Genomic DNA, 25079 nt, shown 5'->3' on the forward strand with positions numbered 1-25079 from the left:
GACCCGCTGATTAAGAGTCAGCTGCTCTACCAACTGAGCTATGCGTCCACACTGCCCTGACCTGGGCTGCCGTTTCTGGAAAGTCTTGGTGGACCTCCCCGGCGGCGGAGAGGCTCCTATAGCGGCTGTTTTCAGGATGGGAAGAGAAAATTTCGATAATTTTACAAGATCGATCCGGGGCGGCGATTCCAGCGGTTTACGGCCATGAGAGTGCCCAGGCAGATCATGTTCGTGAGCATCGAGGTGCCGCCGTGGCTCATGAACGGCAGGGGGATGCCCACAACCGGTGCCAGACCCATGACCATCATCAGGTTGATGGCGACGTAGAAGAAGATCGTCGCGCTCATGCCGGCCGCAAGCAGGCTGGAGAAGCGATCCGGCGCCTTGCGGGCCACGCGCAGCCCCCAGGACAGGACCACGAAGAACACGAAAAGCACGAACAGTCCGCCGAGCATGCCCCATTCCTCGGCCATGGTCGCGAACACGAAGTCCGTATGCGATTCGGGCAGGTACTGGAGGTGGCTCTGCGATCCGTTGCCGAACCCTTTGCCGAAGAAGCCGCCTGAACCGATGGCGATCTTCGATTGGGTGATGTGATATCCGGTGCCGAGCGGATCGCTTTCGGGATCGAGGAACACTAGGACGCGGTTGCGCTGGTAATCGTGCAGCAGGGTGAAGAAAGCGATCGGAGCAGCTATGGCGGCGGTCAACCCCGCGCCGATGAACCACGATAGCGGCAGGCCTGCCAGAAACATGGTCACGCCGCCGCCGAAGCAGATCGCAAGCGCGGTGCCGAGATCGGGCTGGATCATCACGAACAGCGCTGGAATGCCGATCAGCACGCCAGCGGGCACCAGACCGCGCCAGCTCGCCGTCATCGCATGCGGCAGCGTTTCATAGAACCGGGCGAGCACCAGGACGATGGCGGGCTTCATCAGTTCGGACGGTTGCAGCGTCATGAAGCCGAGGTTGAGCCAGCGCTGGCTGCCCCCGCCCACCGCGCCGATGGCCTTCACAAGAACCAGCAGGACGACGATGGCCCCGTAGGCCGGGTAGGCCCACATGCGGAAGAAATCGCGGCTGAACCGGGAGATGACGATCGCCATGCCCAGGAAGATCAGGAACCGCATGACGTGGCTCAGCGCATAAGGCTGAAGACTGCCCCCCGCCGCCGAATAGAGCACCGCCGCGCCGAGGCACACCAGGCCCATCAGCGGTATCAGCATATGCCATGGCTGGCGTGCGATGGCGTCGGGCACGATGGATCGGCTGATCATTGCGGGTTGCCTCCAGTGCTGCCGCCGGTGTTGGCGCCAGTGCCGCCTGTTGCCGGGGAAGGGGGCGCGGCGGGAGAAGTAGACGTCGCAGCGGGCGCCCGGGCGGGCGTCGGGGCCGAGGTGTCCGGCTCGGGAGCGGGCGAAGCGGCATCGCGAACGATGGGCTGGGCCGGATCCTGGGGACCATCGGCGCCTTGCAGCTTGCGGTTTTCCTCTTCAGCCGAAACGGCCGGCGCCCCCACGCCATATTGGTCCGAATAGGTGCGGTAGCGGGCTTCGAGACGCTCCTTGGGGGTGCCGCCCCATTTCTTTTCCAGTTCGGCGAGGACGTCCATGCCCTTCTGCTTGTCGAAGACGTAAGTCAGCACGTCGCGCGCGATGGGGTAGGCCGAGGGCGAACCGCCGCCGTGCTCGCAGACGACGGAACAGGCGTAGCGCGGGTTGTCGAACGGGGCGAAACAGATGAAGTGGCCGTGGTCGCGGTGCTTCCACAAGCCGCCCTTGCCGCTGCCGACATTGAGGCCGACGACCTGCGCCGTGCCGGTCTTGCCAGCGAGCTTGATGTCGGGGAAGGGCAGCCGTGAGTGCGGTGCGGAGCCGGGCCCGTTGGCGACATCGGACATCGCCTGACGTACATAGGCCAGGTGCTCGGCCGATATGCCGAGCGAGGGCGCCTCTTCATGCTCGTGCCCGTGAACCAGGCGAGGCATGATCGCACGACCGCTGGCGATGCGCGACGCCTGGATCGCCTGTTGCAGCGGGTTCACCAGGAAGTAGCCCTGGCCGATGGTGGCGTTGACGGTATCGAAGGTCTGCCACTCCTTCCCGTACTTCTTTAGCTTCCAGGCAGGGTTGGGCACAGTGCCATAGGACTGGCCGGACACCGGCAACGGGAAGTCCTTGCCGAGGCCCAACCGCCCCGCCATCGCGGCGATCGGGTCCATGCCGATGCGCTGGGCGAAATGGTAGAAATAGACGTCGCAGCTCTGATAGATGCCCTTGGCCATGTTGACCGAGCCGTGGCCGCGCCGGTTCCAGCAGTGAAACACGCGGTTGCCCACGCGCAGACCACCGCCGCAGAACACCGATTCGTTCGGGTCGAGACCGGCTTCCATGAAGGAGAGCGCGACCATCGGCTTGACCGTGGAACCCGGCGGATAGAGCCCGCGCAGCACTTTGTTGCGCAGCGGCACGTGGTCGTCGTCCGACAGCATCTTCCATTCGAGGCGGCCGATGCCGTCCGAGAAGCTGTTGGGATCGAAGCTGGGCATGGAGCACATCGCGAGGATGTCTCCGGTCTGGCAGTCCATCACCACGACTGCGGCCGATTCGGGGCCGATGCGTCGGGACGCGTATTCCTGGATTCCCGCGTCGATGGTGAGTTTCAGCGTCTGGCCCGGCACGTCCTCGCGCGTATCGAGATCGCGCACGATCCGCCCCGATGCAGTGACTTCCACACGGCGCGCGCCCGGCTTGCCGCGCAGATCCTTTTCGTAGAACTTTTCGAGCGCGTCCTTGCCGACCTTGTAGCCGGGCGTGATCAGGACCGGATCACGATCCTTCTCATATTCCTCCGCCGAGGCGGGGCCGACATAGCCAATCAGGTGACCCACCGAAGGGCCAAGCGGATAGAACCGCGAGAATCCGCGCTGGGTGACGACGCCGGGCAAATCCGGCAGCCGCACGCTGACGGCGGCGAAAGTATCCCAGTCCAGGCCGCTCGCCACTTCCACGGGCGCGAAGCGCCGGGCGCGCTCCAGCTTGTCCTCCAGATCCTGCATGGCGATCGGCGTCAGGTTCAGCAACTGGCCCAGCGTCCGAATCGTATGCGGCGCATCCTGTACGCGCTCGGGGATGAGATCGACGCGGAAATCCGCGCGGTTCGATGCCAGCGGGGTACCGTTGCGATCCATGATCCAGCCGCGACGCGGCGGAATCAGGGACAGATTGACACGGTTGCTCTCGGCCTGAAGCTCGTACTTCGCATTCTGGGCGATGGAGAGGTAACCCAGTCGCGCGGCCAGCAATACGCCGACACCTCCCTGGATCGTTCCGACCACGATGCTGCGCCTGTCGAAGCTGTTTCGAAGCGTGCCCGCGCTGACATGTCTTTGCGGGAAAAATCGCTTGAAGCTGATCTTCATCGCAGGAGCACGATCGGCGCGAGGCGAATCCGATCGAAGAGGGCGACAACTCTACCGACAAGCGGGTATGAAAGCACGGAAATGACGACCTGTGGCACGATTACACGAAGAGGAGAGGCGGCGCCCGCGATGTTCGCCAAGGCGAGGCAGACAACTATATAGGCTACGATCAGGCCCATTGCCATGAGCCATTCGGTGACGAAATTGCGCCAGGGCAAACGCAGTTCCACGATCTCCAGGACGATCGCCGTCACCGACCAGAGAAGCACGGCACAACCGAAGGGCTGGCCGGAGAACAGGTCGTCGAACATGCCGAGCGGCAGTCCGGCCCAGATCGGCAGGAGGCCGGGCCGCAACTGGCGCCAGCCGAGATAGACGAGAAATCCGATCGGCGGCATTACCGGTGCCGAGGCGATCAGGAACCAGCCCGGAACGACCGAGCCAAGCATGACCGTCAACCACGGGAAACCCCGCGCGAGCATTCGCGAGGGGGCGTGGTTGATGCGCTGCCGGGAAGAGGAGCGGGAGGCGCCGCGCTGGAACATCAGCGTTTCTTGGCCGTGGTATCGGCAGCAGGCGGCGGTGGTGGTGGTGGGGCCCAGCTCTTTTCGACCATCACGTAGTCGGTATCCGAGGGATTGCTGAGCACGCGGGCCACGGCACCGTCGCGAATCAACTGCGTGACGATGGCCATCGGGGTTCCCGGTCGATAGAGTCCGCCGGAACCGGACGTCACCAGCACGTCGCCTTTCCTGAGCGGGTTGATGCCCAGGTTGATCAGCCGGATGCGCAATGTGCCGTCGCCGTTGCCCTGTGCGAAAGCGGGCACGCCATCGGTTGCCCGGCGAACGGGTACGAGGCTTTCGCTATCGGTCACCAGCAGCACGCGTGCGCTGGACGAACCGACCTCCAGAACGCGGCCGACCAGGCCCATTTGCGAACGCACCGGCATGCCGGGCGCGACATTGCGGTCGCGGCCGGCGCCGAGCGTGGCATAGCGGCGCGAACTGCCGCTGCTGGAGGCGGTAAGGCGCGCATAGGCGACTGCTCCACCGTCCTGCTGCGAAAGACCCATGAGATCCTTCAGCCGCTTGTTCTCGGCCATGGCGGCGCGCGCTTCCACCAGCCGGACCTTGGCCTCGGCGAGTTCGCGCGAGATGCGGGCATGTTCGCTTCCGGAATGGAAGAAGCCGGAAATGTCGGCCCAGGCATCGCGTCCCAAATCTCGCCCACCGGCCGAGGCTTGCGCGGCCGGTTCGGTCGCGTCGTCAGCCAGTCTGCGCAGGGTGGAAAAGAACTCGGGATTGACCAGCGAGATAACCACGAGCGCCAACCCGACCGCAGCGCCGAAGACGCCCGCGGTGTAGCTGAGGAACGTGGTATATTGCGCTCGACGCGAATAGCTGGAGCGCCTGTTTGCGGGCGGCGCCATGCGCCATGCACTCCTTCGTAGGTGCGGACGAGTGGTTGACCTGCCGCACGGTCGTCAAAAGCCGGCGATATCCTCGCCGCGAATCAATCGGAGCGGCCACGCGGTGCGTGCTGGCCGCTCCGTGAATGTCAGGCGGACATCAATACGCCGCGATAGACCGGGTCTTCCATGGCGCGGCCGGTGCCGAGCGCCACGCAGGACAGCGGATCTTCGGCAACGCTGACCGGCAGACCCGTTTCCTCGCGCAGGTAATCGTCCAGACCCTGGATCAAGGCGCCACCACCGGTGAGCACGATGCCCTGATCGACGATATCGGCGGCGAGTTCCGGCGCGGTGTTCTCGAGCGCGATGCGCACGCCTTCGACGATGGCGCCGATCGGTTCGGCCAGAGCCTCCGCGACGTTGGCCTGCGAGATGGTGATCTCCTTGGGCACGCCGTTCACGAGGTCGCGGCCCTTGATGTGGATCGTCTCGCCGATACCGTCAGCTGGCATGACGGCGATGCCGTAGTCCTTCTTGATGCGCTCCGCGGTCGCGTCGCCGATCAGCAGGTTATGGTGACGGCGCACGTAGGAGACGATCGATTCGTCCATCTTGTCGCCGCCAACGCGGACCGAGGTGGTGTAGGCAAGGCCACGCAGCGAGAGCACGGCGACTTCGGTGGTGCCGCCGCCGATATCGACGACCATCGATCCGACGGGTTCCGTCACGGGCATGTCGGCGCCGATCGCGGCGGCCATGGGCTCGAGAATCAGGTAGACCTGGCTGGCACCCGCGTTCGAGGCGGCGTCGCGGATCGCGCGGCGCTCGACCGAGGTCGAGCCGGAGGGCACGCAGATCACGATTTCCGGATAACGGAACAGGTTCTTCTTGCCATGCACCTTGCGGATGAAGTGCTTGATCATCTCTTCCGCGATTTCGATGTCAGCGATGACGCCGTCGCGCAGCGGGCGGATGGCCTCGATGTTGTCGGGCGTCTTGCCCATCATCATCTTGGCGTCGTCACCCACGGCCTTGACCTTCTTCACGCCGTTCAGCGTCTCGATAGCCACCACCGAAGGCTCGTTCAGCACGATTCCGCGGTCCTGAACGTAGACGAGCGTATTGGCGGTGCCGAGGTCGATCGCCATGTTCTGTGAGCCGAGTTTGAAGAATCGCGAGACGAGCGAGGCCATCAGTAATCCGTTGTCTTTCCCGGCGCTTGCCATGGGGAATCCCTATGACGCGACAGATAGGTTGGCATGGAAGCGGTCCCCTTAGCCCATCGATTCGCGAAACGCCAAAAATTTGTGTCGATTTCATGGGGGAATCGTCAGAAGCCCGTCTCGAATTTCAAGCGGTTCACCGCTAGTGATTGGAAAGCGGCGAAGCTCGGCTGCCATCGACGCGCGAAAGGCTTCAATTGGCCGAATGGACGACCTCCGCCTGTCCTGCCGCCGCCGAACACCGGTGCCTGAGAAAGACGATTCGATGCCCACGATCCGCCGCCTTCCCGAACATCTCGTCAACCGCATCGCGGCTGGCGAAGTGGTGGAGCGGCCGGCCTCCGCGCTGAAGGAACTGGTGGAGAACGCGATCGATGCAGGTTCCACGCAGATCACCGTCCGCCTCGCGTCGGGCGGACTCGACCTGATCGAGGTTACCGACGACGGTTGCGGGATGGTGCCCGATCAGATCGCCCTAGCGCTGGAACGTCACGCGACGTCAAAGCTGCCGGACGAGCATATCGAACTGGTGGCGACGCTTGGCTTCCGCGGCGAAGCGCTCCCGTCGATCGGCTCTGTCGCTCGCCTGACCATAGAGAGCCGACCGCACGATTCGGAAGAGGGCTGGAAGCGCGTCGTCGATCACGGGGTCGTCGCGGTGGACAGCCCGGCCGCCTTGCCGCCGGGCACGCGCATCCGGGTCGAGGATCTTTTCGGCAAGGTTCCGGCCCGTCGCAAGTTCCTGCGCTCGGCGCGCTCGGAATATGCGGCCTGCCAGGATGTGGTGCGGCGACTGGCCATGGCGCGGCCCGATATCGGCTTCACGATGGAGCATGACGGCCGCCGCGTGATCGCCGTGCAGCCGCGCGAGGAACTGGCTTCGCGCGTGGCACGGCTCGTGGCGCGCGAACTGGCCGAAGACGGCGTGCTCATCGATGCCGAGCGCGGGACCGCGCGCCTGACCGGTGTCGCGGGCCTGCCGACCTACAATCGCGGCGTGGCCGATCATCAGTATCTTTTCGTCAACGGACGCCCGGTGAAGGATCGCCTGCTGGTGGGCGCGGTGCGCGGCGCCTATTCCGATATGCTCGCGCGAGACCGCCATGCCGTGCTGGCGCTGTTCCTGGAAATCCCGCCGGAGGAAGTGGATGTCAACGTGCATCCCGCCAAGACCGAAGTGCGCTTCCGCGATCCGAGTTTCATTCGCGGCTTCCTGGTAGGCGCCTTGCGCCATGCGCTCGAATCGTCGGGTCAGAGGAGCGCGCAACCGGCCGCTGCCGCCGCGATGAACATGTGGCAGGTGGAGCCGGTGGCTCCGGCCCCGGCGCTGGGCTCGCTTTTCGCACGGGAATATTCCGCGCCGCAGGAGCGTGTGAGCCATCAGCCGGCGTCTGACCGCGTTTCCGAGGCGGGGGCGGCGTGGCGGTCTTATGAGGAAGGCGTCATGGCGCAGCCCTCGGGCCGCGCGGAACCGGCAACGGATGAGCCGGGGGAGGCCCTGCGGTACCCGCTGGGCGTGGCGCGTGGACAAGTCGCCGGAACCTATATCGTCGCCGAGGCCGAGGATGGCCTGGTGATCGTCGATCAGCATGCCGCCCACGAACGCCTCGTTCTGGAGCGGCTCAAGGCCGCCGGCGCGGAAGGCGCCATGGCCCGTTCGCAGGCGCTGCTATTGCCGGAAGTGGTCGAGCTTGAAGAAGCGGCCTGCGATGCGCTGGAAGACAAGACGGCGGATATGGCGCGTTTCGGGCTGGTGCTGGAACGGTTCGGGCCCGGGGCCATGCTGGTGCGCGCGGTGCCTTCCGTCCTCGGCAAGTCGGATGTCCACGCCCTGGTGCGCGATATCGCCGACGATCTGGCTCGCAACGGCGATGCCCTGCTGCTGGGCGAAAAGCTCGACCTGGTTCTGGCGACGATGGCCTGCCACGGCTCCGTCCGGGCCGGCCGCTCGCTTTCGGTGGCGGAGATGAACGCCCTGCTGCGTGAGATGGAACACACGCCCCGCTCAGGCCAGTGCAACCATGGCCGCCCGACGTGGGTTAAGCTTGCACACCACGATATAGAGAAACTGTTCGGGCGAAAATAATGCGAAAACCGGTCCTTGCTCTCGCTTCCTTCCTACTTCTCTCAGCTTGTGGTCAGGAGGATTCGGTACAGGAGGCGGCGGAGGACGCGCATGACATCGCCATGGTCGAGCGCATGAGCAAGGAACCGTTCAAGCCGATCATTCCTCGCCCCATCACCGAAATCGACGTCGCCCGCTACGGTCTCGACAGACCGGGCTGCACTTTCCGCAAGCCGGGCGAGAAGGATCCGATCTTCATCGCCAATCCGGACGAAGGCTTCATGCGCATCGCCGGTGATCTCAAGCGCTATGCTGCCAAGAAGGAAAGCACGCAGTTGCCGGGCAATGCGCGCTCCACTTACGTGGGTCTGGCCAGCTGGGTCGATCTGGTAAGCCTGCCGGACAAGGCCGGCGGGTCGGACACCATGCACTGGCCCGCCAAGCTCGTGCTGCATGATGCGCAGGAACGCGTGGCCTTCATGTCGGAGGGCGAGGTTACCTGTCGGCGGTGACGCCTACCTTTTCGTGATCGATCTGAGCGCCCCGCGAAAGGGGGCGTCGCTGCCATCGCCGTCGATAGACGGTGGAAGGTGCAAGAGGTCACGCAAGAGCGGGGCGACATCGACATTGTCGAAAGAGGCAAGCTTCCCATGCGGGGCGAAAGCCGGTCCGTTCGCCACGAACAGCGCCGCCATCTCGGGCGCGGCATTGTCGTAGCCGTGGCTGCCGCCGCTCGAGACTGTGTCCGGCCTGGTCGCCGCGATCTGCCAGCCGGGCTCCGCCAGGCAGAAGAACGGCGCAATCCGCGGGTTGCGGCCATAATGCAGACGTGCCGGGATGTCCTGCTTGCGCCAGCACTGCATGTGCTCATGCGGCCCGACCAGGGCAGCGGCGAGTTTCTCGTCATCGCCTTCGGTCGGCGTCAGCGCGGCGAAGGGACCGGCTTCGCCCAATTTGTAGAGCGACGGGTCTGCAACCGCGTCCAGCGCGATGACACGGTCGCTGGAGACCGCGGCCATGCCGTGATCTGCCACGACGATGAGATTGGCCGGTTGTCCGAGTTCGCGCAATCCGGCCACGAGCTTGCCGATGTCGCCGTCTACATCGGTGATCGCCGCGTTGGTCTGCGCATCGTCCGGGCCATGGCGATGGCCGGCCGTATCCACCTGGTCGAAGTAGAGCGTCACGAATTTCGGTCGGTTCGAGGCGGGACGGCGCAGCCAGTCCAGCACGGCATCGACGCGCTGGATGGGGGAAACCGCGCCGTTGAACTGCTGCCAGTCGCGGGGACGGATGCCGCCGCTCACGCTTTTCCAGGGTTGCTTGACCAGGGTTCCGCCCCAGGCGACATTTGAGCCGGGCCAGAACATCGTGGCGGTGGGAATGCCCGCCTTCTCGGCCGTCACCCAGATCGGCTCCGCTTCGTCCCACCAGTAGGGCTCGTCGCTGGCCATGGTGAACTTCTCACCGGGATGGGCGGGGTCTTCGAAGCCATTGGCGACGATGCCGTTGCGGTCCGGCACTTTGCCCGTCACCAGCGCCCAATGGTTGGGAAAGGTCTTGCTGGGAAACGACGGGCGCATCGCCGCACTTATGCCGCTTGCGGCGAGGGCGGTGAGGTTCGGCGTGATGCCGCGATCGAGATAGTCGGCGCGGAAGCCGTCGATGGAAACGAGGATCACCACCGGCTCGCGCCTTTCTCTCGAGGGCGGCGAATCGGATTTGGCCGTTGCGGGAGAGGCGAGCAGGGCAAGTGCGCCGAACAGGGGGGCGAATGTCTTCATGGGCCCACCCCCTAGACTTGCGATTGTGACAGGTCGATGTCGCGTTATATCATCCGTGCCAGCATCCACAGCGCCATGGCCACCATGAACAGGTTTTCCGTCAGGGACACGAAACCCAGCGGAACCGCTCCCGATCCACCGACGCAGGCGCATTTCAGCTCGCGCTTCTGGATGTAGACCGCATAGAACACCGATACGCCGCCGATACCGCCGATCGCGAGGCCGATCGGGATCGAGAGCCAGGGCAGGGCATGGGCCGTCATCAGCGCCCCCGCCGTCCATTCCAGCACCGGATAAGCATAGGCATAAGGCACGAAGCGCTTTGCCAAGAGGTCGTATCCGAGGAACATCGTCGAGAACTGTTCGACATCCTGCAACTTGAGCATGGCCAGCAACATCATCGTCATCGAAACGAACCACTCGGCGCTGCGCAAGGTGAAGGGCGTGCCGAAAGCCCCCCAGCTGGCCGCAAGGGCGATGCCAAGGCCGGTCGCGAAAACCGCGAGTACGGGACGGTAGGTCTTGGCCTTGGGATCGTGTACCTTCAGGCCGAAATGCGCGCGCAGATCCGTGTAGCCGCCGATCCGCTTGCCGTCGATGAAGGTCTGCGGGGTCGTTGCCACGCCGTGCTCGGCCTTGAACGCATCCACCTGTTCGCGCGTCGCCAGCCAGCGATCGTCGACCCGGTAGCCAAGCTTCTCCAGCAGATGCTTCGACTTTATGCCCCAGGGGCAGGCGTGCTTCTCCATGACCATGCGATGAAGAACGGCGGTTCGGGGGAGAACGGCGGGGCGGGCTGGCGTCTGTGTCATGAATCGGCCTATACCTTCCGTACCATGGTACGGAGTCAAGCATGGCCCTGACGATTTCGGAGCTTGCCCGCTCAAGCGGCGTAGGGGTGGAAACGGTCCGCTTCTATCAGCGCAAGGGACTTATGTTCGATCCGCGCCCGGCGACGGCCGGAGGTGCAAAAGGGCAGCGTCACTACACCGAGCAGGACGTGCGGCGACTGCGCTTTATCCGCTCGGCCAAGGCGGCGGGTTTCATCCTCGACGAGATTTCCGAACTGATCAGCCTGGATCACACCGGAGACCGGCCACGCGCGCGAGAAATGGCGCAAGTGCGCCTGGTCGCGCTGGATCGGGAGATCGAGCAGCTGGAGGCGGCCAGGCAGTCGTTGCGCCGCCTCGCCCACGAATGCGCGGGATCGGACGAAGGGCCTTGCCCGATCCTGGAATCGTTCGAGGATACATCGTCGTCCCGGACCTGATCCGGGACCGCTGGCCGAGCCGTGCCTTGCTCGCGAGTAAGCGCCTCAAGTACTGCCAGCGGTCCCGGATCAAGTCCGGGACGACGTGATCGGTCAGACGTTGAACTTGAAGTGCATGACGTCGCCGTCGTGCACCATGTATTCCTTGCCTTCTTGGCGCAGCTTTCCGGCTTCCTTGGCACCTGCTTCGCCGTTCAGCGCGACGTAGTCGTCATAGGCGATGGTTTCCGCGCGAATGAAGCCGCGCTGCATGTCGGAGTGGATTTCGCCGGCCGCGTCGGGGGCTTTGGCACCCTTGTGTACGGTCCAGGCACGCGCTTCCTTGGGACCGACCGTGAAGAAGGTCAGCAGTCCCAGCAGCTCGTAACCGGCGCGGATGATGCGGGCGAGGCCGGTTTCGTGCAGGCCCATCTCTTCGAGGAACACCATGCGCTCTGCAAGGTCCATGCCGACCAGATCGGCTTCGATCGCGGCCGAAACGATGACGGCCGTCGCGCCTTCGGCCTTGGCCTTCTCGAACACGCGCGCCGAGAAAGCGTTACCTTCGGCAGCCGCTTCCTCTTCCACGTTGCACACGTAGAGCACCGGCTTGGCCGTCAGCAACTGAGCCTGCGCGAAGACGCGGGCTTCGTCCTCGTCCTTGGGCTGAGTCAGGCGCGCGGGCTTGCCGTCGCGCAGCAGTTCCAGCGCCTGGCCTAGGACCGAGGCGACCACCTTGGATTCCTTGTCCCCCTGCGCCGCCTTCTTCTGGGCTGCGGGAACGCGCTTTTCCAGGCTTTCGAGGTCGGAAAGCAGCAGCTCCGTCTCTACCGTCTCGGCATCCGCAATCGGATCGACGCGCTCGTCGACGTGCTGGATGTCGTCGTTCTCGAAGCAGCGCAGAACGTGGACCACGGCGTCCACTTCACGGATATTGCCGAGGAACTGATTGCCCAGCCCTTCACCCTTCGAGGCACCGCGCACGAGGCCGGCGATGTCCACGAAGGAAAGCTGCGTAGGGATGATCTTGGCAGAGCCGGCGATGTCGGCCAGCTTGTCGAGACGCGGATCGGGCACGCCGACCTGGCCGACGTTGGGCTCGATCGTGCAGAAAGGATAGTTGGCCGCCTGCGCCGCCTGCGTTTCGGTGAGCGCATTGAACAAGGTTGACTTGCCGACGTTCGGCAGGCCCACGATTCCGCAACGGAAACCCATGTGTAACTCCGGGAAGAAATGTATGGCGCGCGCCTTAGCGCTCCTGCGCGGGTATTACCAGTTGCCGCGCTCGTTTCATGGAAACTTCAGAGCTTGCCCGCTAGACCGGCGCGATGAAAGCCTTGGCCAGCCTCATTCTGATCGTTTCGGCATTCGCTTCGCTTTCGGCTTGCAGCGGCCGCGAACCCGCGTCGCTTGATGCAGCGAACGCGGCAATCGCTTCTCAGAATTACGAAGAAGCGCGTTCCAGCTTGTTCGAGGTGCTTGAGAGCCAACCGGAAAATCTCGATGCGCTGCAAATGCTGGCGAGGGCCGAAATTGCGCTTGGCGATGCGGATGCGGCGGATCGGGCCATTTCCCGTTTCGCGGCCGCGGGCGGCAAGGTGGGGGTGTTGAACCGGCTGAAGGCCGGAGCCGTTCTCCTTCGCGGCAATCCAAAGGGCGCGATCGCGCTCATTGTAAACGATTTCGACACCGATGCCTGGCGGCTGCGCGGCGAGGCTTATCTTGCCATGGGAGAGAGGAGCGCGGCCGCTCAGGCCTTCGAGAAAGGCATGAGCGCGGGCGACGACTTGCCACTGGCCGTCGCTTACGCGCGATTTGCGCTTGAGAACAACGACTTGGCTCTGGTTGAGAAAATTCTATTGCGAATTCAAATCTTTGCGAAAGACTCTTATAATGAATTCGTTCTTGCCGGCGATCTGGCCTCCGCGCAGGGTGAAACCGGTCAGGCTATTGCGGCCTATCGCCGGACGATCGCTGCATATCCTTCACGGATAGATCCGATGCTGGCGCTCGCCGAGACGTATGGATCCCAGGGTAAGTCCGGCGATGCCATGGCGCTTGTCGACAAGGCGGCCAAAGTGAAGCCGTCCGATCCCCGGATCGAGAATTTGCGTATCCGGCTGCTGGCGCAACAGGGCGATTGGGATAAAATCCGCCTTTCGCTGCAAGGTCGGGAGGGTGGGCTCGGTCCTGCATCGCCGCTCGGCCTTGCTTATGGGGAAGCGCTGCTTCGGCTCGGTCAGGCAGAGCAGGCGCGCGTTCTGTTCAGTCGGGCAGCACTGCTGGACCCGGCGAACCCTTACTGCCGTGCGATGCTGGGCGAAGCGCTACTGGCGACGGGCGACGCAAGCGGAGCATGGGAAACGCTGGAGCCGCTGAGTGCCAGCCAACTCGCGCCCGCAGCCTTGCTGGTTGTCGCTGAAAAAGCGGCGCGGGCTTCGGGCGATCCGAAGGCTCAGGCCTTGCGGGCCCGCCTCGATCCGCAGCGCATCAGGGTGGCCATGGATCTGGTCGAAAAGGGGCAGGCCGCTCTCGACCGACAGAACTGGAGCGAGGCGCACTCGATCTACAGCCGGTTGCTTGCGGGAGGAGAGGATGCCGAAGTGCTGGGACGCCTTGCCTGGGCATCGGCCGGTCTTGGGCGCTCTCGGGAGGCTATCGCCTATGCCGATCGCGCCTTGGCGCAGGATGCGGACAACCCTGCCTACATGCATTCGGCAGCCCTGGTAAGGCTTGAACTGGGTGTCGATCTGGCGACGGCCCGGCGACTGCTGGAAGCGGCGGCCGACGCGGATCCCCGCAATGCCGATATTGCCCGCGATCTCCAAAAAGCGAAAGCCGCCGCCGGTTGAAGCACCGGCAGCGGCTCGAAGAAAGCGGGCCCTGACTTCAGGGCCTTCACCAGGCCCCGATCAGTCGCGGGTCTTGCGGCGGCGCGCGTAAGCCAGGCCGAGCAGGCCAATGCCCATCATGCCGAGCATTCCGGGCTCCGGTACGGCGGTGCTACCACCCGAAGTGGAACCGCCCGAAGTTCCGCCGGACGTGGTGGTGCCGCCCGAAGTGCTCGTATTTCCGCCCGAGGTCGTGCCGCCTGAAGTGGTCGTCGTGCCGCCGGAGGTGGAGGTGTTGCCGCCCGAGCTGCTGCTGGAGCCGCAGTTCTTCTTGCCCCAACCGCAGCCACCGCCGCCCCAGCCCCAGGTGGCCTGGGCAGGCGTAGCGAAGGCGAGCGTGGTGCCGGCGGCGAGGGCCAATGCGAGCGTGGACTTGCGGATCATAACTATTCCCCTGTTTGCCGATGGGCATGTTCCGAATGGATCGCAGACAGATAAGCAACAGCCGTGCCAACACCGGAAATTCGGGGATTTTCCTTGCGCACAAACAGCATCAAGGCTGCAATTGTAAGCTAACTCGACACTAATTTATGGCATTTGATAGCTAATTGGCCGATCAATCCTGCTGACGCAGGGCGATATCGTTCATGAAGCGAACGTCATCCCCGGCGGCAAGGCGATCGGCCTCTCCAGCCACGGCACCCAGCATGTCGGCCAGCGGGTCCATGTCCGCCTTGGCATAATTGCCAAGGACATAGCCATGGACGCGATCCTTGTGGCCGGGGTGGCCGATGCCCAGCCGAACGCGGCGGAAGTCCGGGCCGAGATGCTGGTCGATCGATCGCAGCCCGTTGTGGCCGGCATGGCCGCCGCCCTGCTTCACCTTGACCTTGAACGGCGCCAGGTCGAGTTCGTCATGGAATACGGTCAGGTCGGCCAGTGCCAGCTTGTAGAAGCGCATGGCTTCGCCAACGGCGCGGCCACTTTCGTTCATGAAGGTCGCGGGCTTGAGCAACAGGATCTTCTCGCTGCCGATGCGGCCTTCCTGAAGCCAGCCCTGGAACTTCTTCTGCGTCGGCCCGAAGCCGTGAACTTCTGCGATCGCATCGATCGCCATGAAGCCCACGTTATGTCGGTTCAGCGAATATTGAGGACCGGGATTGCCGAGGCCGACCCAGAGCTGCATGATGGAAAATCCTGTATTGTTAACGCGAAACGGCCTCTCCTGCACACCGGTCGAGCCGGGGCGGGAGAGGCCGTCGCTTTATCCGAAGATAGCTAAGGGCGAAATTACTCGCCTTCGCCTTCCGTCTTCGCCGTATCGCCTTCCGAGCTCTTCAGAGCCGAAGGGGCAGCGATCGTGGCGATCGTGAAGTCACGGTCGGTGATCGCGTTCTCGACGCCGGCGGGAAGCTTCACGTGGCTGGCGTGGATCGATTCGCCCACGTCGAAGCCGGTCACGTCGATGACGATCTCGTGCGGGATCTTCTCGGCGTCGCAGACCAGTTCGAGGTCGTGGCGAACGACGTTGAGCACGCCGCCACGCTTCAGGCCCGGCGAGGCATCTTCGTTCGCGAAGACGACCGGCACGTTGACGTGAACGGTCGCACCCTTGGCGACGCGCAGGAAGTCAGCGTGGAGCGGACGGTCGGTGACGGGGTGGAAGGCAACGTCCTTCGGCTGCGTCCGGAACTTCTTGCCGCCGACTTCAACTTCGATGATCGAGTTGAAGAAGTGACCGGTTCCAAGCTGACGAATCAGCTCCTTTGCCTCGACGTGGATCGCGAGGGGTTCTTCGTTGCCGCCATAGACAACGGCGGGGACGCGGCCATCACGACGCAGTGCACGGGAGGCTCCCTTGCCAGCCCGATCACGCGTCTCTGCCGGCAGGTTAAGCGTATCGCTCATGTGGACTTGCCTTTCGAAAACTGGATAGATGTCGGATACGGACCGCTAGTCGATCCGCACCGTCCCGCCACGCCTCCAGGGATGACCATGACGGGAAGCGGGCGCCCTTAATGCGAAACGGGCCGATTTGCAAGCGGCGCAGCGGCCGGGGGGCATCGAACGCGCGACCTGTCGCCGCTTCATTCAACCCGCGTCACGGTATAGCCCTGTGCGGCCAGCATGGCCGGAAGGCCTTCGGTTCCGGCCATATGCGCTGCGCCAACCGCAACGAAGGGCGTCTTGCCCGCTTTCATGGCGGCGACGATTCTGGCTGTCCAGTCGCGGTTGCGCTCTACGAAAAGCACGCTTCGCAGTTCCGGATCGGCAAGCAGGCCCTTGCGGGTTTCACGCTCGATGGCGACCATGTCGCCCTTGCGCCAGCTACCCGCGAGATCCGTGGTGTTCGTACCGGCTTCGCGGACGATTGCGGCCAGAAGATCGCGCTGTTCGCGTTCGGGCAAGGCATCGAACAGGCCCAGCTGTTTCGCGGCCCCCTCCAGTTCGGCCACGGGTCGGCTGCCCGCTGCGACCATGACCGCGCGGTCCACGCCGTTACGAGCCTCGTTCTCGTCGGCATCCGCCCTGGCGATGGTCAGGGCCGCTGCCCAAGTATCCATAGTTGCGAAATCTCCGTCTGAGTGGCCGCTCTTTTTCAGCAGTTCCGCAAGAGCAGGGCCCATCTCCGGAGCGATCCGCTGCGACAGCGGCGGCTGCCCCTCGCTGCGGGCCAGCCGCGCGAAAGTGGCGCTCACTTCACGTTCGTTCGCCAGGTTCGCGACTTCCACCATCACGGTGTCCGACCCGTCCAGGGCTTGGCCGACCTGTTCGGTTCGCCATTGCAGCGGGCGCTTGGCGCTATGGATGGTTCCAAAGAGCCACGCGCTTTCGCCGCCGCCTCCTTCCACCCGCCAAAGCGCCGGGTTGGCAGGCTCCGGCTTTTCGGCACAGCCGAGAAGCGCCAGCGCTATGGCAAGAATAAACAGTTTGCGCATGGCCTACTGCACGCGCTCGGACTGGATGCCGACGCGGGCAAGCTGGTCCTGCACGCTGCCTTCGCCCGCGAGATGTCCGGCCCCGACCGCGACGAACACCACCCCCGGTTGCGAGAGCCGGCCCTCCAGCCATTTCGCCCAAGCGGCATTGCGATCGGTGATGAGGACTTTCCGCAAGGTTTCGTCCGATTCGTCTTCATTGAGAAGCCGGGCAAGTTCCTCTGCCTTCCCCGCTTTCCACGCAGCGACGACCTTGCTCACGTCTTCCTTGAGCGTCGGCAACTGTTCCAGCACCTCGGACAGGTAGGCCTGCTGACTGTTCTGCGGCAAGGCCGCGAAAAGACCGATCTGATACGCGGCCGTCTCCAAAGGATACCGCGCGATCCCGCTACGTTCGGCCAAGGCGTCGATCTGGGTTTCGATGCCGTTGGCCTGATCGTATCCCGCCTCTTTGAGCGGTATCAGGGACAAGAGGAGTCCTGCATACCATGCCTCGAAATGGTCAAAGGAATTAATTTCAAGTCCTGATTTTTTCAGGCTTTTTTCTAAAATTTCACGTTGCTTGGAAGGAAGGCTGTCACGAAGGCTTCGGCCGTCATGGCGCAGGCCCTTTTCCATGAACACGCTCTGGAGTTCTTCGGGCTTATCCAGTCTCGTTTCGGTCACCAGCAAATCCGCCGAGTTGAAGGCGCTTTCCACCGGGCCTCGCAACCAATTCACGCCCTGGGGAAGGATGTGGATGGTGCCGAAGAGATAGATGGTCGTGTCCTCATCCGAGACTTTCCACATCGCAGGACGGGCTTCCTCCGTGCTCGTGGCGGATGGGGCTCCCCGCGCATCGACCTGAGGGGCGGCGAGAAACGCGATGAGGGCGAAGGCGGTCGCCAGAAATCGGGACTTGTCGGGAAAGATCATGACGTTTCCATGGGCGTTTGCAGGCAAACGAACGCTTAACGGGATAATGCAGCGCAGGGGGATAGCCTCGGGAGGACAGGCAGGGTAGCGATAAGTCCCTTTCAGTGCCGCTTGTGCTGTTGATTTGGCCGGATCGATCCGCCAAAGGCCGCGCAACCAAGAGATTTGACGGGATTTCGATGTCGACCGCTGCCAGACAGCCGCTCAGCTTCCAGGACATGATCCTGACGCTCCACAATTTCTGGAGCGCCCAGGGCTGCCTCATCCTTCAGCCCTATGACATGCGCATGGGGGCAGGGACGTTCCACCCCGCCACGACGCTGCGCGCGCTGGGGCCGGAGCCGTGGAAGGCGGCCTATGTCCAGCCCTCGCGCCGTCCGACCGACGGCCGTTATGGCGAGAACCCCAACCGGCTTCAGCACTACTATCAGTATCAGGTCATCCTGAAACCGAACCCGGACAATCTCCAGGAACTCTATCTCGCCAGCCTCGCCGCGATCGGCGTGGATCCACTCGCCCACGATATCCGCTTCGTGGAAGACGACTGGGAAAGCCCGACGCTCGGTGCCTGGGGGCTGGGCTGGGAAGTCTGGTGCGACGGCATGGAAGTGACGCAGTTCACCTATTTCCAGCAGGTCGGCGGGTTCGATTGCAAGCCGGTCGCCGGTGAGCTTACCTACGGTCTCGAACGCCTTGCCATGTATATCCAGGGCGTCGACCGGGTCTACGATCTGCGCTTCAACAACGAAGGTGTGAGCTACGGCGACGTGTTCCTCGCCAACGAGCAGCAGATGTCGAAGTACAACTTCGAGATTGCCGATACCGAAGCGCTTTTCGCGGGCTTCAAGGCCGCCGAGGCCGAATGCATGCGTTGCATCGAAGCGGAGATTCCGCTCGCGGCCTACGACCAGGCGATCGAAGCCAGCCACCTCTTCAACCTGCTTCAGGCACGGGGTGTGATCTCCGTGCAGGAACGCGCCAGCTACATCGGCCGCGTGCGCGATCTCGCCAAGGGATCGTGCGAGGCCTGGATCGAGAAGAACAAGACCGAATGGGAAGCCAAGTTTCCGGGGTGGACCGTATGACCGACTTTCTTCTCGAACTCCGCTCGCAGGAAATTCCGGCCCGCATGCAGGCTGGCGCCCGTACCGATCTTGAAAAGCTGTTCCGCAAGGAGATGGAAGCGGCAGGCGTCGCCATCGGCGAAGTCTCCGTATGGTCCACTCCGCGCCGCCTGGCGCTGATCGCGCGCGGCCTGCCTGTGGCGACCGAGGCCGTTCACGAGGAAACCAAGGGCCCCGCCACCAGTGCACCGGAACAGGCGCTGGAAGGCTTTCTGCGCAAGACCGGCCTTGCCAAGGATCAACTCGAAGTCCGCGACCTCAAGGGCAAGGACACCTATTTCGCGGTCGTCGAGAAACCGGGCCGGGCCGTGGCCGAAGTGCTGGGCGAGGTGATCCCCGCGATCATCCGCAATTTCCCATGGCCCAAGTCGCAGCGCTGGGGGGCAGCCTCGATCTCGACCGAGTCCGTCCGCTGGGTGCGTCCGCTCTCCGGCATCGTCGCGATCCTTGGCGAGGATCTTGTCGCGTGCGAAGTGGGGGGCATCCGGTCCAGCTATGTGACGCTGGGCCATCGTTTCCACGCGCCTGGCGAGATCACCATTGGCGGCGCGCATGACTATGCAGACAAGCTGCGCCTCGCCCATGTCCTCGTGAACCATGAGGAACGCCAGGACATCGTCCGCAACAAGGCGCGCGAAGCCGCTGCTGCGGCGGGGCTGAAGCTGGTCGAGGATGAAGGCCTCGTCATCGAGAATGCCGGCCTCACCGAATGGCCGGTGCCGCTCATGGGCCGCTTCGAGGAGGACTTCCTGGAAGTCCCGCCCGAGACGATCCAGCTTACAGCGCGCGTGAACCAGAAGTATTTCGTCTGCGAAGACGAAGCAGGTTCGCTCGCCAACGCATTCATTTGTACGGCAAATATCGTCGCGACCGATGGCGGCGTCGCGATCGTGGACGGCAACCGCAAGGTTCTGGCCGCGCGTCTGTCCGATGCCCGCTTCTTCTGGCAGCAGGACCGCAAGACGCCGCTCTCGGTTCATGCCGAAAAGCTCGCACGCATCACCTTCCACGAGAAGCTGGGCACTGTCGCCGACAAGGTCGCGCGCGTGGCGAACCTCGCCGAGTGGCTGGCTACAGAAGGCGTGGTGCCGAACTGCGATCCCGCGCTCGCGCGTCAGGCGGCGGAACTCTGCAAGGCCGATCTCGTCACCGAGATGGTCGGAGAATTTCCTGAACTTCAGGGGCTTATGGGCGGTTATTATGCCCGGGCCGAAGGTCTTCCGAATGCGGTCGCGGATGCTATTCGCGATCACTACAAGCCGGTCGGGCAGGGCGACGAAGTGCCCACCGCGCCGGTTACGGTAGCGGTGGCGCTGGCAGACAAGCTGGATACGCTACGCAGCTTTTTCGCCATCGATGAAAAGCCCACGGGATCGAAGGATCCCTTCGCATTGCGTCGCGCGGCCCTGGGCATCATTCGCCTCGTCACCGACAACGGTCTGCGTTTCGGCGTGGCCGAGGGCGACTTGCTGGACTTCTTTGCCGATCGTCTCAAGGTCCAGCAAAAGGAAGCCGGTGTCCGTCACGACCTGATCGACGCGGTTTTCGCGCTGGGCGGCGAGGACGATCTGGTTCGCCTGCTCGCCCGCGTCCATGCGCTTCAGGCTTTCGTCTCCACCGACGACGGCGTGAACCTGCTGGCCGGTTACAAGCGAGCGGCGAACATCCTCCGGAAGGAAGACTGGCACGGCGTCGAGGGTGAGATTTCCCGAACCGGAGAGGAAGATCCCCTGGCTCTTGTCGACGATCCAGATCTGTCGGAAGTCATCGCCGCCAAGATGGTCGATCGCCATGCCAGCGAGCAGGCGCCCCTCTATCAGTGCGAGCCTTCGGAGCAGGCTCTTGTCCAGGCCGTGGGTTCAGCGGAAAGCGAAGTGGCTCGCGCAGTGGCCGCAGAAGACTTCGCGGCGGCCATGAGCGCCTTGGCCTCGTTGCGCGGGCCTATCGATGCCTTCTTCGAGCATGTCACCGTCAATGACGCCGATCCGGTCAAGCGACAGGCCCGCCTGGCTTTGCTCGATCGCTTCCGTGCTGCCGTCCACAAGGTCGCGGATTTTTCGCGCATCGAAGGCTGATCGAAACCTCTGCCTTCCCAGCTGGCCTTGGTGAAAAGGTCAGCCTGGGAAGGCCAAGGTCAGATTTCTTATTTTTTCCAGCCCGATAGGGTGATGATCTCGAAAGTTTCGACGGTACGGCCGTCCTCTCCGGCGGCGAGGAAGCTTTCGTGGGCGCGCGCCAATCCCGCCTTTCCAAGCGACGGGGCAGCGTCGGCAAGGACCGCTCCCGCTGCCTGGGCCCGGATATCGCCCACCAGCCGCGCGAGGCTGCGAAAACCTACCCGTAGAGGACGGTGATCGATGACCGGGTCCGCAAAAAGGGTCCGCTGGAGCAATTGACCTCCCGCGCGTACATCGATCATCGGATGGATGCGTGCCGCAGGTCGATCTCCGTCGGCCGCCAGCATCACGTCGCGCAGCACCGGCAGGCTGCCGATCGACAGGAAGCTGGCAATCATCATGCCGCCCGGAGCAAGCGCCTTGCGGATGTGGACCAGGGCACCGGGCAGGTCGTTCACCGTGTCCAGCGTACCCAGACTTGCGATCAGATCGAAACCTTCGAAGGGATAGGGCGATTCCTCGTCGAAGCCTTCGGCGGGTTCGGCCTCGGTGACTTCGACGCCCTGGCCTTGCAGTGCCCGTGCCAATTCACCCGTCCAGTCGCCTATGACAAGAGCGCGTTTCGGTTCGAAGCGCAGGAACGACAGGCGTTCGACGATGTCCTCCACCATGTCCTCATGGAGGTAGCGCGGCGCGTCCGGGCGTTGCTGTAATCCAATCGCGCGGCGACGGGCCGCGATGCGGCGGGCGGGGGAAAAGATGCGGGGAGGAGCTTTGCTGGCCATGCCCGCTCCCTGCCGTTTCACAAGCGTGGATGCAATCGCGCTTCCTGCAACCGAGCCCGCGGGTTAACGTCTTGTAGCTTGCCGAAGGTGCATGCTCGGCTAGCCTGCATGCGATGTCTCTTGCGCGTGCTCTCGATCCGCTCATCGACCTGGTGTTTCCGCCGCGATGTCCCTTGTGCGGCGTCGGCCTGAGCACGCAGGGCGGGCTTTGCCACGTCTGCTGGAGCGAGATGGCGATCCCCGGTGAACCGTCCTGCCGCACCTGTTCCCGCCCGTTCGGCGATGGTGTGCCGGAGGGCGCCCTTTGCGCGCCTTGTCTTGGGGATACGCCCAGACATGACGGGATCGCTGCGGCCACGCTCTACAACGACGTTTCGCGCAAGTTGGTACTCGCGCTGAAGCACGGCAATCAGATATCCCACGCCCGGTTCATGGCCAGGCTCCTCGCGACGAAGTTGAGCTTCGTCGACGAGGCCTGGCTGATCGTTCCCGTCCCCCTTCATCGGTGGCGCTTGTGGCGAAGGGGCTACAATCAAGCGGCTGAACTGGCGCGCGAATTGGCCAAGATCAACCGGGGCCGGCTGGTGGTCGATCTGCTCGAACGTCGCAAGGCTACGCCGTCATTGGGAGGGCTGGGCAAGGCGGAGAGACGCCGCGTTCTTTCGGGCGCCATTGCCGTTCGCCCGGCGAAAAGAGCGATCGTCAAAGGTGCGAGCATAGTGCTTGTGGATGACGTGCTGACGAGCGGCGCGACCAGTGACGCCTGCATATCGATCCTCAAGCGATCCGGCGCGCAAAGGGTAGTCATTGGCTGCTTCGCGCGCGTGCTGGACGAGGCGCTTGATGTCGTCCGTCAGAACGGGCCGGAAATCCCGAAAGATCTCCAGCATACGAAAACGCCCGGAACTTAGAGTTCCGGGCGTCCTCGTGACGAAACTGTTGAGCCCTGCGTTGCAGTTCGGCGGTCCCCCTGTAGGCCGCCTGGCCCGATCCCTCATTACCTGAAACCAGACCACCCGAGAGCACTCCGGCCTTGTTCCCTGAACCGTGGCGCTTGTATCAGCGACCTGTGGGTCAGCAGCAGCCCCCCGACTGCATGTAGACAATCCTACGAAATCTCGGGGTTGAAAAGAGGCGCGGCGTGGCTACGAGGATTTTGGTCAACGGCTGTGGTTATCGTGCAACAACCACGTCCAACAATTCCTGTCAGTGAGATTTCTGCATGTCGGAACCAACCAAAACCGAACGTGAACTGGGACATGAGTTCCTCCCCCGGTTCGACGCACAGGGCCTTCTCATCGCAATCGCCGTCGATTCGCAGACGCGAGACATATTGATGGTCGCCTACATGAACGCCGAGGCGCTGGAAAAGACACGCGAAACCGGGCTGGCCCATTTCCATTCGCGTTCGCGGGGCAAGCTATGGCTGAAAGGGGAAACCTCCGGCCATTTCCTCCGCGTGGAGGAGATGCTGGTGGATTGCGATCAGGATGCTCTCGAACTGCGGGTTCGTCCGGAGGGACCGGCCTGCCACACCGGTGCCAGGAGTTGTTTTTATAGGAAGCTTTCCGGCGATTCCTTGATTCGGGTTGCGGACTAAGTGCTTAGCAAACGATTTAGTAATTATAGTATAGGAACAGAAGCTCTTCCCCCAAGAACATGCACTTATCCAACGATTTCAAAATTAACCAAAGAATCAGCATGTTCCACTTCCCACCATTGAGCGGATAGAGCGGACGGATCGTCGCAATCGGCTCGCAACGGCGCGCTCTTGGATGAACTATCGCCCGCGACAGGGTGCAAAGACCTTTATTGGTCGTGCCCGTCCTACGAGAAAAATGTTGAGTGTTAGAGACTTCGGTCGGTGTTTCGCGCCCCTGCGGCGACCGGCATATCTGATGCTTGCGGGTTGCCAATATTCTCTCGGTAACCGGTATCTAGGAGAACGGGTGGCCTTGTCAGGCGCCTGGGGCGTATCAATGGAAGGGAAGCATCAATGAAGCACAAAGCGTTGATTGCTGCCATGGTGGTGGGGCTCGTCGCAGCGCCAACCGCCGCAATGGCAGATCAGAGGCCGAGCTCGTCCTCCAGCAACTTCCAGAAGGCCGGTTTCTCAAAGGACTCCGGCTCTAGCCGCGGTTCCGAATCGAGCCGTGGAAATGACCGTGGCGGTGACCGCGGCGGCTGGGGCTCCAGCAAGCCCAGCTGGGGCAACTCGGGCTGGGGTAACTCTGGTTGGGGTAATTCCGGCTGGGGTAACTCGGGCTGGGGTAACTCCGGTTGGGGCAATTCCGGCTGGGGTAATTCCGGTTGGGGCAAGCCCGGCTGGGGCTGGGGCAAGCCCGGCTGGGGCTGGGGTAAGCCCGGATGGGGCTGGGGCAAGCCCGGTTGGGGCTGGCACCCTGGCCACGGCGGCTGGGATCCGGACGACGGCAAGTCGGACGGCTGCTGAGCCTCTGCAATGACACCGTGGCCGTCGCTTTCGCGGCGGCCACGGCTTCCTGAACGCTAATTCAATACTTCGTCGAAGAACGACAGCATCGCCTGCCAGCTCTGGCGATCGGCGCTGGCATCGTAGCCGATCGCGGCGATTCCACGCTCATCGCTTCCCGGATCGGTAAACCCGTGACGGACGCCCGAGTAGGAATGAAAGTGCCAGTTGGCCCCGGCACGGTCCATCTCATCCAAGAAGCCAGTCACCTGCTCGTGAGGGACGAGAGGATCGGCATCGCCGTGACAGACCAGGATGCGCGCCTTGATCGTACCCGGTTCGGCGGGAACGGACGTCGAAAGCGTGCCATGGAAACTGACGGCGGACAGCAGATCCTCGCCGGCACGCGCCGCTTCGAGAACGGCCTGACCGCCCATGCAGTATCCGATGCCGAGCAAGGGCAGTCCCGCAGCCTCCGGCACACCCCGCAAGGCCGCGATGGCGGCGGCAATTCGGCCCCGATAATGGCCATTGTCGGCGCGCAGCTTTTCGGCCAGCGGGAACGATGCTTCGAAGCTCTCCACCGGTTCTCCGTAGAAGTCCGCAATGAGCGCCAGGTAACCGAGATCGGTGAGCATCTTCGCGCGCCGCTCGGTGGCTGCGGTTGCATTGGCGATGGTCGGGAAGATGACGACGGCGGCGCGCGGCGTCCCTGCAGGCCGTGCCAGGTGGCCGGTCAGATCCTGACCGGCGTGGCTGTAGGCGATCGTTTCGAGCATGA

General features: G+C 63.5%; 24 protein-coding genes. 9 read left to right on the forward strand and 15 right to left on the reverse strand.

What is annotated here, in order from left to right; translation table 11 throughout:
- Positions 1 to 161: 161 nt before the first annotated feature.
- The 5 genes from rodA to RT424_RS15155 all read right to left on the reverse strand — a co-directional run bounded on the left by rodA (position 162) and on the right by RT424_RS15155 (position 6028).
- The gene (rodA, locus tag RT424_RS15135; protein ID WP_313440041.1) at positions 162 to 1274 is read right to left on the reverse strand and encodes a rod shape-determining protein RodA; all 1113 of its coding nucleotides are present in this window, start codon (positions 1272 to 1274) and stop codon (positions 162 to 164) included.
- Complete coding sequence (gene mrdA, locus RT424_RS15140) at positions 1274 to 3421, reverse strand: penicillin-binding protein 2 (protein ID WP_313439947.1); 2148 nt, start codon at positions 3419 to 3421, stop codon at positions 1274 to 1276. Before mrdA ends, rodA begins: the two co-directional genes overlap by 1 nt.
- Positions 3418 to 3966 (reverse strand): rod shape-determining protein MreD, encoded by a 549-nt coding sequence (locus RT424_RS15145; protein ID WP_313439950.1) that lies wholly within the window; start codon positions 3964 to 3966, stop codon positions 3418 to 3420. Before RT424_RS15145 ends, mrdA begins: the two co-directional genes overlap by 4 nt.
- Positions 3966 to 4853, reverse strand: a complete 888-nt coding sequence (mreC, locus tag RT424_RS15150; protein ID WP_313439952.1) for a rod shape-determining protein MreC — start codon at positions 4851 to 4853, stop codon at positions 3966 to 3968. Before mreC ends, RT424_RS15145 begins: the two co-directional genes overlap by 1 nt.
- Positions 4854 to 4981: 128 nt before the next feature.
- Positions 4982 to 6028: a rod shape-determining protein gene (locus RT424_RS15155; protein ID WP_031341471.1), complete on the reverse strand. Its 1047-nt coding sequence runs from the start codon at positions 6026 to 6028 to the stop codon at positions 4982 to 4984.
- 295 nt (positions 6029 to 6323) lie between these two features.
- Here RT424_RS15155 and mutL point away from each other — a divergent pair, with 295 nt between their 5' ends.
- Entirely contained in the window at positions 6324 to 8144 is a 1821-nt protein-coding gene (gene mutL, locus RT424_RS15160; RefSeq protein ID WP_313440044.1) for a DNA mismatch repair endonuclease MutL, read from the forward strand.
- Positions 8145 to 8257: 113 nt separating this feature from the next.
- Positions 8258 to 8635 (forward strand): hypothetical protein, encoded by a 378-nt coding sequence (locus tag RT424_RS15165; RefSeq protein ID WP_313439958.1) that lies wholly within the window; start codon positions 8258 to 8260, stop codon positions 8633 to 8635.
- 3 nt (positions 8636 to 8638) lie between these two features.
- Here RT424_RS15165 and RT424_RS15170 read toward each other — a convergent pair whose 3' ends face one another.
- Complete coding sequence (locus tag RT424_RS15170; RefSeq protein ID WP_313439961.1) at positions 8639 to 9907, reverse strand: ectonucleotide pyrophosphatase/phosphodiesterase; 1269 nt, start codon at positions 9905 to 9907, stop codon at positions 8639 to 8641.
- 44 nt (positions 9908 to 9951) lie between these two features.
- Entirely contained in the window at positions 9952 to 10719 is a 768-nt protein-coding gene (locus RT424_RS15175; RefSeq protein ID WP_313439964.1) for a glutaredoxin, read from the reverse strand.
- 41 nt (positions 10720 to 10760) lie between these two features.
- Here RT424_RS15175 and RT424_RS15180 point away from each other — a divergent pair, with 41 nt between their 5' ends.
- A complete protein-coding gene (locus tag RT424_RS15180) occupies positions 10761 to 11177 on the forward strand; it encodes a MerR family transcriptional regulator (RefSeq protein WP_313439967.1) in 417 nt (138 codons plus the stop codon).
- Between the two features lie 93 nt (positions 11178 to 11270).
- Here the strand turns inward: RT424_RS15180 and ychF are convergent, their stop codons facing one another.
- Positions 11271 to 12371, reverse strand: a complete 1101-nt coding sequence (gene ychF / locus RT424_RS15185) for a redox-regulated ATPase YchF (protein ID WP_313439970.1) — start codon at positions 12369 to 12371, stop codon at positions 11271 to 11273.
- Between the two features lie 113 nt (positions 12372 to 12484).
- On the opposite strand from ychF, the gene RT424_RS15190 reads away from it, so the two are divergent.
- On the forward strand, positions 12485 to 14008 hold the full coding sequence (locus RT424_RS15190) for a tetratricopeptide repeat protein (RefSeq protein ID WP_313439973.1): 1524 nt from the start codon (positions 12485 to 12487) through the stop codon (positions 14006 to 14008).
- Positions 14009 to 14068: 60 nt separating this feature from the next.
- Here RT424_RS15190 and RT424_RS15195 read toward each other — a convergent pair whose 3' ends face one another.
- The 5 genes from RT424_RS15195 to RT424_RS15215 all read right to left on the reverse strand — a co-directional run bounded on the left by RT424_RS15195 (position 14069) and on the right by RT424_RS15215 (position 17841).
- Positions 14069 to 14431 carry a PEP-CTERM sorting domain-containing protein gene (locus RT424_RS15195; RefSeq protein WP_313439975.1) on the reverse strand — a complete coding sequence of 121 codons (363 nt, stop codon included), beginning with the start codon at positions 14429 to 14431 and terminating at the stop codon, positions 14069 to 14071.
- 172 nt (positions 14432 to 14603) lie between these two features.
- Positions 14604 to 15173, reverse strand: a complete 570-nt coding sequence (gene pth, locus RT424_RS15200; RefSeq protein ID WP_313439978.1) for an aminoacyl-tRNA hydrolase — start codon at positions 15171 to 15173, stop codon at positions 14604 to 14606.
- 104 nt (positions 15174 to 15277) lie between these two features.
- On the reverse strand, positions 15278 to 15895 hold the full coding sequence (locus RT424_RS15205) for a 50S ribosomal protein L25/general stress protein Ctc (RefSeq protein WP_313439981.1): 618 nt from the start codon (positions 15893 to 15895) through the stop codon (positions 15278 to 15280).
- 179 nt (positions 15896 to 16074) lie between these two features.
- A complete protein-coding gene (locus RT424_RS15210) occupies positions 16075 to 16926 on the reverse strand; it encodes a TraB/GumN family protein (RefSeq protein ID WP_313439984.1) in 852 nt (283 codons plus the stop codon).
- Between the two features lie 3 nt (positions 16927 to 16929).
- Positions 16930 to 17841 carry a TraB/GumN family protein gene (locus RT424_RS15215; RefSeq protein WP_313439986.1) on the reverse strand — a complete coding sequence of 304 codons (912 nt, stop codon included), beginning with the start codon at positions 17839 to 17841 and terminating at the stop codon, positions 16930 to 16932.
- A gap of 179 nt (positions 17842 to 18020) precedes the next feature.
- Between RT424_RS15215 and RT424_RS15220 the strand changes: the two genes are divergently transcribed.
- Positions 18021 to 18926: a glycine--tRNA ligase subunit alpha gene (locus RT424_RS15220; RefSeq protein ID WP_313439989.1), complete on the forward strand. Its 906-nt coding sequence runs from the start codon at positions 18021 to 18023 to the stop codon at positions 18924 to 18926.
- Positions 18923 to 21040 (forward strand): glycine--tRNA ligase subunit beta, encoded by a 2118-nt coding sequence (glyS, locus tag RT424_RS15225; protein WP_313439992.1) that lies wholly within the window; start codon positions 18923 to 18925, stop codon positions 21038 to 21040. Before RT424_RS15220 ends, glyS begins: the two co-directional genes overlap by 4 nt.
- A gap of 68 nt (positions 21041 to 21108) precedes the next feature.
- On the opposite strand, the gene RT424_RS15230 is transcribed toward glyS, so the two are convergent.
- Positions 21109 to 21867 (reverse strand): methyltransferase domain-containing protein, encoded by a 759-nt coding sequence (locus tag RT424_RS15230; RefSeq protein WP_313439995.1) that lies wholly within the window; start codon positions 21865 to 21867, stop codon positions 21109 to 21111.
- A gap of 113 nt (positions 21868 to 21980) precedes the next feature.
- Between RT424_RS15230 and RT424_RS15235 the strand changes: the two genes are divergently transcribed.
- The 3 genes from RT424_RS15235 (at position 21981) to RT424_RS15245 (ending at position 24319) form a co-directional block, all read left to right on the forward strand.
- The gene (locus RT424_RS15235) at positions 21981 to 22778 is read left to right on the forward strand and encodes a ComF family protein (protein ID WP_313439998.1); all 798 of its coding nucleotides are present in this window, start codon (positions 21981 to 21983) and stop codon (positions 22776 to 22778) included.
- Positions 22779 to 23089: 311 nt separating this feature from the next.
- Positions 23090 to 23467 carry a phosphoribosyl-AMP cyclohydrolase gene (gene hisI / locus RT424_RS15240; RefSeq protein ID WP_313440001.1) on the forward strand — a complete coding sequence of 126 codons (378 nt, stop codon included), beginning with the start codon at positions 23090 to 23092 and terminating at the stop codon, positions 23465 to 23467.
- 396 nt (positions 23468 to 23863) lie between these two features.
- Positions 23864 to 24319 carry a pentapeptide repeat-containing protein gene (locus RT424_RS15245; RefSeq protein ID WP_313440004.1) on the forward strand — a complete coding sequence of 152 codons (456 nt, stop codon included), beginning with the start codon at positions 23864 to 23866 and terminating at the stop codon, positions 24317 to 24319.
- A gap of 56 nt (positions 24320 to 24375) precedes the next feature.
- On the opposite strand, the gene RT424_RS15250 is transcribed toward RT424_RS15245, so the two are convergent.
- A complete protein-coding gene (locus RT424_RS15250; protein ID WP_313440006.1) occupies positions 24376 to 25077 on the reverse strand; it encodes a dienelactone hydrolase family protein in 702 nt (233 codons plus the stop codon).
- Positions 25078 to 25079 lie beyond the last annotated feature (2 nt).

The organism is Novosphingobium sp. (genome assembly GCF_032093395.1).
Classification (GTDB): Bacteria; Pseudomonadota; Alphaproteobacteria; order Sphingomonadales; family Sphingomonadaceae; genus Novosphingobium.